Below are 10952 nucleotides of genomic sequence, written 5' to 3' on the forward strand. Positions count from 1 at the left end.
GTGCGCCGACGGCTGCCCCGGCGCACCGGACGCGGCCGGCGGCGGCGTACTGCCGTGCGGCACACCCTGAGGGGGCGTACCCGGCGCGGCCGGCACCTGCCCCTGGCCCTGGGGGTAGCCGTACGGCTGCGCGGGCGGCGGCGTACTGCCCTGCGGGGCACCGGGCGGCGGGGTGCCAGGCATCCCGGGGACGCCCGGCGGCGGAGTCCCCGGCACACCCGGAACACCCGCGCCCTGCGATCCGCCCGGCGCGTTCGGGTCGCCGATCGCCGGGGCCATGGCCGTCGGCGGGAGCGCGCTGCCGCCCGACATCAGCGCCGTCTTGGCGTCCGGCGTCGTCGAGGGCGGCGGAGTGTCGCCCGGGACCTCGCTGAGCTGCTGCGCGAACACCGTGTCGGGCAGCGGTACGGAACGGTCGTCGCCGGCGTCCGCGTTGGTGTCCGTCCCGGCCCAGGGCGTCGCCCCGGCAGGCGCACCCGGCGCGGCCCCGGCGGCACCCGCGGGCACCCCGGCCTGCGTCTCGGGCAGCGAACCGCTCCCGCCCCGGCCCTCGGCACCGGCCGAAGCCCCGGCACCCGCGCCCGCGCCCACACCGGCACCGTCCGAAGCCGCCGTCCCGGAACCGCCGCTCTCCGCGGCGGCCCCGCCCCGGCGATCCGGAATGCCCAGCCTGTCCGCCGCCTCCTGCAACCACTCCGGCGGACTCAGCAGGAACGACGTCTGGTTCAGATCCACCCGCGCGGGCGGCTCCGGCGCCGGATCGGCCGCCGCGTCGTCACGGCCGTACGCCTCCTCGTACCGGCGGACCACCTCGCCCACCGGCAGCGCGGGCCACAACGTCGCCTCGCCGCTGTCCCGGGCGATCACCAGCCGCTGCCCGCCGCCGTCCGAACGCGGCCCGTCCGCGCGGTCCTCCGCCCACACCACGAACCCGAAATCGAACTCCCGCACCCGCACCTCACGGTGCTGGTACGCCGGCACATCCCCGTTGATCCACTCTTCCGCGCGCTCCTGCGCCTGCGCGAACGTCACCATCGGTCAGCTCACTCCCCCACCGAAGACACGGCGACGGCACGCGCGAAGCCACCGTCCACCATCAAGTTCGCCACGGTCTCCAGCTCCGGAGGGGAACCGGCCAGGCGCGCGAGGAACGCGTCGAAGTCCTCACCGCACGGCAGCAGCAGCCGCTCCACCCGCTCCGCCGGCGGCCACGACGGATCCACGTCACGCGCGTCGTCGTACGCGCAGAACCACACCGAACCGATCCGCTCGCCCCGCACCTTCACGGCCAGCAGACCGCCCTGGACGAACGCGACGCCCAGATAGTCCTTCGTCAGATGATCACGCAGACACTTGTTGACGTACACCAGATCGTTCACGGCCGCCTCGTCGCGCACCGTGAAGAACGGCTGGTCCACCAGCAGACCCAGCTCCGCGTCCAGCGCCGTGCCCACCGGCGCGCAACCGCCCGCCGCCTTCAGGAACGACCGGTACGCGCCCGGCAGCCGGTAACCGAGATCCTCCTCGACCCCCAGCACCTGCGCCTCGGTCACCGCCACACCCGACTTCGGCAGCCCGAAATGCGCCGGCCGCGTCTCCTGCAACGGCCGCGTACCCCTCTTGTCCTGGTCCGCCGACGACGTCGCGATCCCGCCGTGGTGCCGCAGCAGCGCCTTCACCTCGACCGGCACCAGCTCCAGCCGCCGCGTACCGGCCACGTGATGCCACGTCCAGCCGTGCGGCGTCGCCACCGCGGGCACCGTGTCCCACAACTCGTGCCCGGACGCCGACAACGCCGCGTTCGCCGACACGTAGTCCGTCAGCCGCAGCTCGTCCACCCCGAAACCCTCCGGCGGCTCGGCGATCTCCACCGCCGCACGCGCATAGGGCGAGAAGTCGGGGTAGCCACGCTCGTCCACCCGCACCCCTCTGGGATGACGCGCGGCACGGACCGGATCCGGGAAGTTCACGACCTGCCCGGCGTAGGCCGCGTTCGGCGGCGCGGCGTGTCCCCCGGCCTGGCGGCCGGGAGGTGCCCCCAGCCCGAGCCGACCTGTCGTCATGGCGGATGCCCCCTGCGGCACTCTGTACGACCCGCGGCGACCACCCTCGGCAACCACGACCCGTATCGACTGTCACGTCTCTAAGGATCACCGCGCGGAACGCGGTGCCGACAGCCTATGCGGTACGACGACACGGGTCACCGGGCACCGGGCACGACCCCCTCCGCTTTCGTGACCAGCCGTCACGCGACGGTGACAGCCGGCCCGCGCCCTGGCGTGTCGCCCCGCCCCAGCTTCCCCACCAGCCACGGCATTTGGCACTCTGTGACCACCGGGGGGATGCTCGGGAGGGGATGATGATCATGAACTCGACACAGACGGGACCGCACACCAACCGTTCCGGCGACCCTCGATCCGGCGACCCGCGCCCCGGCGACCACCGCGCGACCGACCCCGGACCGGGCGACCCCCGCATCGGCTGGAGCACCGCCGCCCCCCAGCACGCCCCCCTCCTGCGCCACCGCCGCGACGGCATCCTCCCCACCGTCGCCGCCGCCCTCTCCGTACGCGGCGCCACCACCCTCACCGGCACCGCCGCCCGCGGCGACCGGCCCCCCGCCCTGCACCCCCTCGTCCAGGACTTCCTCGACGCCCTCACCAGCGACCAACGCGACCGCTTCACCGGACGCTGCGCCGAAACGATCCTCATCTCCCGGCACCTCACCGCCGCCGACGCCGCCCGCAGCAAACGCGCCGCCCGCAAACCCATGACCAACGGCGAAGCACGCAAAGCCCTCAGACACGCCAAACTCACCGCCCGCCGCATCCGCGAAGCCGGCGACCCCCTGCACGGCAGCTTCGCCACCCCCTGCCGCGCCTGCACCGCCCTCAGCGCCCACTTCGGCGTCCGCATCGTCGACCCCACGGCGAACGACGGCTGAACCCGCGCCCCCACCCACGCCACGCACCACCGCCCCACCGCTTCACCGCTTCACCGCACCACGCCATCACCTCGACGAACGAAGGGCAGATGCACACCGACCGCACCTCCACCACCCGCTTCCCCGTACCTGTCGACGCCGCCCTGCGCGCCGCCGGCTGGCAACCCGGACGCTGGGACATCAAACAGGCCGAGATCTGGGCCGACACCCTCCGCGACCACACCTCACCCGGAGGCCACCGCCACAGCGTCTTCCCCGCCGCCGTCGAAGCCTGGGCCGAATTCGGCGCCCTCCGCGTCACCCCCACCGGACCCGGCCGCCAGATCGCCCCCGCGACCCTCCACCTCGACCCGATGCACGGCCTCCACATGGCCCGCACCCTCGGCGACCTCGGCCGCGCCCTCGACACCGAGGTCTGCCCCCTCGGCGCCGAAACCGACAGCCGGGCCCTCCTCGCCATCGACACCGAAGGCCGCGTCTACGCCCTCGACCACACCGGCGACTGGTACCTCGGCACCGACATCGACCGGGCCCTCACCGCCCTCGTCACCGGCACCGAACCCCAGCGCCTCACCACCGGCTGACCCCCGGGACGCGCACATCGCGAGCGGCGGCTACGACGCCGGGATCACCGCCGACACCCGGAAACCCCCCGCGTCCGTCGGCCCCGACACGAACACCCCGCCCAGCGCCGCCACCCGCTCCTTCATCCCCACCAGACCGTTCCCACCCGACGGCAACCGCGCCGAGGACGCCGACGACACCTCGGGCGGCGGCTCGTTCTCCACCTGCATCGCGATCTCCGACACCCGATGCGCCAGGCGCACATACGTCTTCGCACCCGCCGCGTGCTTGTGGACGTTCGTCAACGCCTCCTGCACCACCCGGTACGCCGTCTGCTCCACCTCCGGCGCGTACGACCGCGCATCCCCCTCCACCGACAGGTCCACGACCATCCCCGCCGCCGCGGACTGCCCCACCAACTCCTCCAGCTCCGACAGGCACGGCCCCTCCGCCCCGCCCTCGTCGTCCGCCGCCCGCGAAGCAGCCGCCGCCGCGGCCGCCCCCACCGCCGCCAACGGAGCCGACGGCACCGGCCTCACCTGCTCCCGCCGCGCCGCCTCACCACTGCGCAGCACCCCCAGCATCTCCCGCAGCTCCGTCAGCGCCTGCCGCCCCATGTCCCCCACCAGCGCGGCGTTCTTCACCGCCTTCTCGGGGTCCTTCCGCGCCACCGCCTGCAACGCCGCCGCGTGCACCACCATCAGACTCACCCGGTGCGCCACGACGTCGTGCATCTCCCGCGCGATCCGCGTCCGCTCCTCATTGCGCGCCCACTCGGCCCGCTCCTCCGCGCGCTCCGCCAGCAACTGAAGCTCCCGCTCCAGACTGTCCGCACGCTCCCGCAGACTCTCCATCAGCCGACGCCGCGCCCCCACGTACAGCCCCAGCAGCACCGGCGGCGCCGTCACGCCCAGTGACGTCGCGATCGCGGCGAACGGCACGAACCAGTCCCCCAGCGTCCACTCACCCCGCGCCATGCTCTGCTGCACCCGCACGAACGTCACGATCAACGTGCCCACCAGCGACATCCCCGCGAGCGAGGCGATGATGCGACGCGGCAACTCCGACGCGGACAGCGTGTACAGCCCCACGACGCACATCAGGAAACCCATCTGGGCCGGCGTGATGGCGATCGCCATCAACACCACGGCGATCGGCCACCTGCGCCGCACCAGCAGCACCGAGCCCGCCAGCAGCCCGAAGACCAGCCCCACCGCGACCGGCACCCCGGCGTCCCGCGCGAACGGCACCCCCTCCACGGCACATTCCAGCGAGGACACGGTGGCCAGCCCGATGTCGAGCAGCGCACTGCGCCATCTCACCCACCACAACGGCCCTCCCCGGGCCGTCACCTGGTCTTCCCCCGTCGTGGTCATGCCTCCAGCCTACGGGCGGGGGCGCCCCGTTTTCCGGCGAGTTCCAGGCGCCGGCGGCTCACCACACCGAGTAACGAAACGGATGCGCAGTAACGCGATAGCCCTCGAACTGCCGAATGATTCCCCGCCCACCCCCGGAACCTCGCATTCCCCCCGGACGGTATGCCCTTGGCACGACAGCACGGTGCTCCAGAAGCACAACCCGGAAACGGTACGCAAGAACACGGAGACGCGTATCGAGGGCGCCTCGGAATCAAGGTGCGGCGAGGAGCCGATCTGTACCGTCGCATCGAAGGCGACCGGTACGGCATAGTAGGGGCTGTGTCCGAGGCTGATCCAGAGATTCGGACATAGCAGTAATCCCGGGTCGTCTAAGGGCAAGACGGTGGTTTTTGGTACCACTTATAGGGGTTCGAATCCTCTCCCGGGAGCCACAGCACACAAGCCCCCAGTTCGGGCCCTGACCGGCACCAGCCCCGTCAGGGCCCGCACTCATGTCCCCCGCAATTCGCCCCGGTATCCTGCGGATGTCCGACCCCACCCCAAAGCCGAAGGGCATCCCGTGAGCGCCAACCGCCCGGCAGCCGTCGTCGTTCTCGCAGCGGGTGAGGGCACCCGTATGAAGTCGGCCACACCGAAGGTCCTGCACGACATCTGTGGCCGTTCCCTGGTGGGCCACGTGCTGGCCGCCGCCCGTGAGTTGGACCCGCAGGAGCTGGTCGTCGTCGTGGGCCACGCCCGCGAGCAGGTGACCGCCCACCTCGCCGAGACCGACGCCGCCGTGCGGACCGCTGTCCAGGCGGAGCAGCGGGGCACCGGGCACGCCGTCCGCATGGCGCTGGAGGAGCTCGGCGGCTCGGTCGACGGCACGGTGGTCGTCGTGTGCGGTGACACGCCGCTGCTCACCGGCGAGACGCTGCGGGCCCTGTCCGCGACGCACACCGCGGACGGCAACGCGGTGACGGTGCTGACGGCCGAGGTTCCGGACGCGACGGGCTACGGCCGCATCGTGCGGGACGACTCGGGTGCCGTGACGGCGATCGTGGAGCACAAGGACGCCGACGAGACCGTGCGGGCGATCCGGGAGATCAACTCGGGTGTGTTCGCGTTCGACGGCCAGTTGCTCGCGGACGCGCTGAAGGAGGTCCGTACGGACAACAGTCAGGGCGAGGAGTACCTGACGGACGTGCTCGGGATCCTTTGTGAGGCGGGGCACCGGGTGGGTGCGTCGGTGGCCGGGGACCACCGGGAGATCGCCGGCATCAACAACCGTGTGCAGCTTGCCGAGGCCCGCCGCATCCTGAACGACCGGTTGCTCACGCGGGCGATGCTCGCCGGGGTGACGGTCGTGGACCCGGCCACCACGTGGGTGGACGTGACGGTGACGTTCGAGCAGGACGTGACGGTGCTTCCCGGGACGCAGTTGCACGGCGCGACGCATCTCGCCCAGGGCTGTGAGGTCGGGCCCAATTCGCGCCTGACGGACACCCGGGTGGGTGCGGGGGCGCGGGTGGACAACACGGTGTCGACGGGGGCGGAGGTCGGTCCGGGGTCGTCGGTGGGGCCGTTCGCGTATCTGCGGCCGGGTACGCGGCTGGGGGCGAAGGGCAAGATCGGGACGTACGTCGAGACGAAGAACGCGTCGATCGGTGAGGGGACGAAGGTTCCGCACCTGTCGTACGTGGGGGATGCGACGATCGGCGAGTACACGAACATCGGCGCCGCGAGTGTGTTCGTGAACTATGACGGACAGGACAAACACCACACGACGGTGGGTTCGCACTGCCGTACGGGTTCGGACAACATGTTTGTGGCTCCTGTCACGGTCGGGGACGGCGCGTACACCGCGGCGGGCTCTGTGATCACCAAGGATGTGCCGCCCGGTTCGCTGGCCGTGGCCCGTGGTCAGCAGCGGAATATCGAGGGTTGGGTGGCTCGGAAGCGTCCGGGGAGTGCTGCGGCGAAGGCTGCCGAGGCGGCTTCCCGGGAGGCGGACAGCGCAGGCTGACCGGAAAATGTTGCTCTGAATACGGCGTACCGTGATAAGTGCACACCCGCACCCACCAGCTGAGACGGCCTTCCGCGCCCAGCGGCGAGGTCTCTCCACTCGGCTGTGAACACCTCTGAGGAGAAAGTGCTGTGACCGGGATCAAGACGACCGGCGAGAAGAAGTTGATGTTCTTCTCCGGCCGCGCCCACCCCGAGCTTGCCGAGGAGGTCGCCCACCAGCTGGGTGTCGGGGTCGTACCCACGAAGGCCTTCGACTTCGCCAACGGTGAGATCTATGTGCGTTATGAGGAGTCGGCCCGTGGGGCGGACTGCTTTCTGATCCAGAGCCACACGGCTCCGATCAACAAGTGGATCATGGAGCAGTTGATCATGATCGACGCCCTGAAGCGCGCGTCGGCCCGCTCCATCACGGTCATCGTGCCGTTCTACGGTTACGCGCGGCAGGACAAGAAGCACCGGGGGCGTGAACCGATTTCGGCGCGTCTGATCGCGGACATGATGAAGTCGGCGGGTGCGGACCGGCTCCTGACGGTGGATCTGCACACGGATCAGATCCAGGGTTTCTTCGACGGTCCGGTGGATCATCTGTTCGCGCTGCCGCTGCTCGCCGACTACGTGGGCAAGAAGGTGGACCGGAAGAAGCTGACGGTCGTGTCGCCGGACGCCGGCCGGGTGCGGGTGGCGGACCGCTGGTGCGACCGGCTGGGTGCGCCACTGGCGATCGTGCACAAGCGGCGCGACAAGGACGTTGCGAACCAGGTGACCGTCCACGAGGTGGTCGGCGAGGTCAAGGGCCGGGTGTGCGTCCTGGTCGACGACATGATCGACACGGGTGGCACGATCTGCGCCGCGGCGGACGCGTTGTTCGCGCACGGTGCGGAGGACGTGATCGTGACGGCGACGCACGGTGTGCTGTCGGGTCCGGCGGCGGACCGGTTGAAGAACTCGCGGGTGAGTGAGTTCGTGTTCACGAACACGCTGCCGACGCCGGGTGAGCTGCACGGGGATCTGGACAAGATCACGGTGCTGTCGATCGCTCCGACGATCGCGAGTGCGGTGCGTGAGGTGTTCGAGGACGGTTCGGTGACGAGCCTGTTCGACGAGCAGTGATCCCGCAGTAGCTGCAGTAAGGGTTCTGCAGGGCCTGTTGATCGTTTTGGGTGCGGCCTCCCTCTCCGAGTAGACTGCTGAAGTTGCTCGGCGAGGGAGGCCGTACCGCTTCGTGAGGGGCTTGTACGGCTGTCCGTTATCGACGCGCTCTTCGTAGCAGGCCGTTCGTGGCCGGGTGACCACGTCCGTTTCTGACTTTCGAGGAGTGATCATGTCCGAGGTGAAGATCGCCGCCGAGACGCGCACCGAGTTCGGCAAGGGTGCCGCGCGTCGTATCCGTCGTGACAGCAAGGTTCCGGGTGTGCTGTACGGGCACGGTTCGGACCCGATTCATCTGACGCTGCCGGGCCACGAGCTGCTGCTGGCGCTGCGCACGTCCAACGTGCTGATCTCGCTGGACATCGACGGCAAGTCGACCGAGCTGGCGATTCCGAAGTCCGTGCAGCGTGACCCGATCAAGGGCTTCCTCGAGCACGTGGACCTTCAGCTGGTGACGCGCGGCGAGCAGGTCACGGTGGAGATCCCGGTGCACACCGAGGGCGAGCTGGCCCCGGGTGGCAACCTGCTGGAGCACGTCCTGGACGCGCTGCCGGTCACCGCCGAGGCCACGCACATCCCCGAGTCCGTCTCGGTGTCCGTCGAGGGTCTGGCGGCCGGTGCCTCGGTCCTGGCCAAGGACATCGAGCTGCCGTCCGGCGTGACGCTCAACGTGGACGAGGACGCGGTGGTCCTGCAGGTGCTGTCGGCGCAGGCGGAGGAGGCCCCGGAGGGCGAGTCCGAGGGTGCCGAGGGCGCGGAGGCCTGATCCTCCCCGCTGTCATCGTTTGGTCGGCCGCTGTTCCCGTGTGGAGCAGCGGCCGACGCGTATCAAGGAGACATGGACGTGACGACCGACGCGAGTGCGCCCTGGCTGATCGTGGGGCTGGGGAATCCCGGGCCCGAGTACGCGCGCAATCGGCACAACGTGGGTTTCATGGTGGCCGATCTGCTGGCGGAGCGGGTCGGGGGGAAGTTCAAGCGGGCCGGCAAGGCGCAGGCGCAGGTCGTGGAGGGCCGGATCGGTCCGCCGGGGCCCGGCGGGCGGCGGGTGATCGTGGCGAAGCCGATGTCGTACATGAATCTGTCGGGCGGTCCGGTGAACGCGCTGCGGGATTTCTACAAGGTGCCGCTCGGGCACGTGGTGGCGGTGCATGACGAGTTGGACATCGACTACGGGACGCTGCGGCTGAAGCTGGGCGGGGGCGACAACGGGCACAACGGTCTGAAGTCGATCACGAAGGCGATGGGGTCGGACTACTACCGGGTGCGGTTCGGGATCGGTCGGCCGCCGGGGCGGATGCCGGTGGCCGATTTCGTGCTGAAGGACTTCTCGTCGGCGGAGCGCAAGGAGCTGGACTACTTCGTGGACCGTGCGTCGGACGCGGTGGAGGCGTTGGTGATCGACGGTCTGGAGCGGGCACAGGGTACGTACAACTCCTGACTTGTCCCCCACCGGAGTTGACCGGGCGTGCAGGCATGGCCAAGGATCGCGGCCATGCCTTCTGCGGTCTCCTCTTCCCCGGGCTCACCGGGCTCCCCGGTGGCGTCGGTGGCGCTGCGGTTCGGCCGTGTCCTGGTGATGGGCGCGGTCGCCGCGCTGATCCTGATCGCGGGTGTGTGGGCGTCGTGGGGTACGGCGCAGCACGTGATGCTGACGAAGGGCCGGGAGCGCGGCACGGTCGAGGTGGCCCGGTGTGGTGAGCGGTCGTGCACGGGGCCGTTCTCGCCGTTGTCGGTGGGTGCGCAGCCGCGGCAGAGGGTCGTCATCGAGAAGACGGTCGCGGTGCGGGCGGGGCAGACGTACCCGGTGGTCGTGAAGCCGGGCAGTGACGACGTGGTGCGGTCGGGTCCGGCGGGTGTGCTGTACGCCTGGGTGCCGATGGGTGGTGCGCTGCTGCTGGCGTCGGTGGTGGTGGCCGGGGGGCTGCGGCTGACGCGGGCGGCGTGGGCGCTGGCGGGGGCGGGGGTCGCGCTGCTCACGGCGGCTTTTGTGGCGGTGTGAGTGCGGTTGCACGGTGCTGCCCGGTCTTCACGGGGCGTCACGCGGTCGTCCACGGTTGTGGAACAACTGGGTGTTGTCTCCTCGTGATTGACCTGGGTTCGGCTCTGGCATGATGCTGAGCCGCCCCCTCCACATCTTCCTCTGCCGCAACTTCGAAGACGGATGCCTCATGCGTACCCTCTCTCGCGCCGGCGTATTCGCCGCCGCGTGTTCAGCCGCTCTGTTCGCCGCTCCGGTCGCTCACGCGACGGCGCCGGGGGACAACGGAACGGTCAAGATCCATGACGCCTCGACCGGCGAGGAGCTCCGCCGGAACGAGCCGCACGTGTGCGAGTTCTATCTGGACGCTTTTGGTTTTGACGCCGGTCAGCAGGTGGACTGGCACATCGAGTCCTGGGCGCCGACGGCCGGCGTGAAGGGCGAGACGGTGAAGACGGGCGAGATCACGCTGGACGCCTCGGGCCACGGCCGTACCGAGGACCTGTCGCTGCCGGACGGGCACTACAAGCTGTTCTGGAACTTCGACGGCGAGAACGGTTCGGCCAAGCACAAGGTGTTCTGGACGGACTGCGAGGACGAGGAGGAGGGCGGCGTCGCGTCGCCGTCGGCCTCGGCCTCGGCCTCGGCCTCGGCCTCGGTCGCGGCTTCGGTCGCGCCGTCCGCCGGTTCGTCCGCGGCGCCGGAGCCGTCCGGTGACGACTCGGCTGCGCCGTCGTCGTCCCCGTCGGTGCAGGGCGGCAGCGGCGGCGGTGACCTCGCCGAGACGGGCAGTGGCGCGCCGGTGGGTCTGCTGTCGGGTGTGGCCGCGGCGCTGCTCGCGGCGGGCGGTTACCTGGTGGTGCGGCGCCGCAGGGCGTGACGCGGGCCTGATGTGAGACGGCGGTGCCCCCGAGCCCGGTACGGGCTC

The 10952-nt window shown here is 70.7% G+C and carries 10 protein-coding genes, 1 tRNA gene and 1 pseudogene; 9 read left to right on the forward strand and 3 right to left on the reverse strand.

Annotated features, from left to right (window positions below; genetic code table 11):
• Positions 1-1035 (reverse strand): annotated as a pseudogene (locus QC282_RS31625) (hypothetical protein); the annotation flags it as partial.
• Between the two features lie 8 nt (positions 1036-1043).
• Positions 1044-2063, reverse strand: coding sequence for an SMI1/KNR4 family protein (locus tag QC282_RS31630; protein WP_279553036.1), 1020 nt, complete (start codon positions 2061-2063; stop codon positions 1044-1046).
• Between the two features lie 302 nt (positions 2064-2365).
• Between QC282_RS31630 and QC282_RS31635 the strand changes: the two genes are divergently transcribed.
• Both QC282_RS31635 and QC282_RS31640 read left to right on the forward strand, forming a co-directional pair.
• Positions 2366-2944, forward strand: coding sequence for a YwqJ-related putative deaminase (locus tag QC282_RS31635; protein ID WP_279553037.1), 579 nt, complete (start codon positions 2366-2368; stop codon positions 2942-2944).
• An 89-nt stretch (positions 2945-3033) separates the two neighbouring features.
• Complete coding sequence (locus QC282_RS31640) at positions 3034-3528, forward strand: SUKH-3 domain-containing protein (protein ID WP_279553038.1); 495 nt, start codon at positions 3034-3036, stop codon at positions 3526-3528.
• Positions 3529-3558: 30 nt separating this feature from the next.
• Here QC282_RS31640 and QC282_RS31645 read toward each other — a convergent pair whose 3' ends face one another.
• Positions 3559-4884, reverse strand: a complete 1326-nt coding sequence (locus QC282_RS31645; protein ID WP_279553039.1) for a sensor histidine kinase — start codon at positions 4882-4884, stop codon at positions 3559-3561.
• Positions 4885-5244: 360 nt separating this feature from the next.
• Here QC282_RS31645 and QC282_RS31650 point away from each other — a divergent pair.
• From QC282_RS31650 to QC282_RS31680, 7 genes are all read left to right on the forward strand, one after another.
• Positions 5245-5318, forward strand: a tRNA-Gln gene (locus QC282_RS31650).
• 128 nt (positions 5319-5446) lie between these two features.
• Entirely contained in the window at positions 5447-6892 is a 1446-nt protein-coding gene (gene glmU / locus QC282_RS31655) for a bifunctional UDP-N-acetylglucosamine diphosphorylase/glucosamine-1-phosphate N-acetyltransferase GlmU (protein ID WP_279553040.1), read from the forward strand.
• Positions 6893-7023: 131 nt separating this feature from the next.
• Positions 7024-8004, forward strand: a complete 981-nt coding sequence (locus QC282_RS31660) for a ribose-phosphate diphosphokinase (RefSeq protein ID WP_279553041.1) — start codon at positions 7024-7026, stop codon at positions 8002-8004.
• A gap of 211 nt (positions 8005-8215) precedes the next feature.
• Positions 8216-8809: a 50S ribosomal protein L25/general stress protein Ctc gene (locus tag QC282_RS31665; protein WP_279553042.1), complete on the forward strand. Its 594-nt coding sequence runs from the start codon at positions 8216-8218 to the stop codon at positions 8807-8809.
• A 72-nt stretch (positions 8810-8881) separates the two neighbouring features.
• Positions 8882-9484, forward strand: a complete 603-nt coding sequence (gene pth, locus QC282_RS31670; protein WP_279553043.1) for an aminoacyl-tRNA hydrolase — start codon at positions 8882-8884, stop codon at positions 9482-9484.
• 54 nt (positions 9485-9538) lie between these two features.
• On the forward strand, positions 9539-10045 hold the full coding sequence (locus QC282_RS31675) for a hypothetical protein (RefSeq protein ID WP_279553044.1): 507 nt from the start codon (positions 9539-9541) through the stop codon (positions 10043-10045).
• A 169-nt stretch (positions 10046-10214) separates the two neighbouring features.
• On the forward strand, positions 10215-10904 hold the full coding sequence (locus QC282_RS31680; RefSeq protein WP_279553045.1) for an LPXTG cell wall anchor domain-containing protein: 690 nt from the start codon (positions 10215-10217) through the stop codon (positions 10902-10904).
• Positions 10905-10952: the final 48 nt, after the last annotated feature.

This window comes from Streptomyces sp. DH24 (genome assembly GCF_029813775.1).
In the GTDB taxonomy this organism is placed as follows: Bacteria; Actinomycetota; Actinomycetes; order Streptomycetales; family Streptomycetaceae; genus Streptomyces.

Coding starts and splice junctions, on each gene's coding strand:
- QC282_RS31630 (WP_279553036.1), bottom strand. CDS start 2,063: ATGACGACAGGTCGGCTCGGGCTGGGGGCACCTCCCGGCCGCCAGGCC.
- QC282_RS31665 (WP_279553042.1), top strand. CDS start 8,216: ATGTCCGAGGTGAAGATCGCCGCCGAGACGCGCACCGAGTTCGGCAAG.
- pth (WP_279553043.1), top strand. CDS start 8,882: ATGGACGTGACGACCGACGCGAGTGCGCCCTGGCTGATCGTGGGGCTG.
- QC282_RS31635 (WP_279553037.1), top strand. CDS start 2,366: ATGAACTCGACACAGACGGGACCGCACACCAACCGTTCCGGCGACCCT.
- QC282_RS31680 (WP_279553045.1), top strand. CDS start 10,215: ATGCGTACCCTCTCTCGCGCCGGCGTATTCGCCGCCGCGTGTTCAGCC.
- QC282_RS31645 (WP_279553039.1), bottom strand. CDS start 4,884: ATGACCACGACGGGGGAAGACCAGGTGACGGCCCGGGGAGGGCCGTTG.
- QC282_RS31640 (WP_279553038.1), top strand. CDS start 3,034: ATGCACACCGACCGCACCTCCACCACCCGCTTCCCCGTACCTGTCGAC.
- QC282_RS31675 (WP_279553044.1), top strand. CDS start 9,539: ATGCCTTCTGCGGTCTCCTCTTCCCCGGGCTCACCGGGCTCCCCGGTG.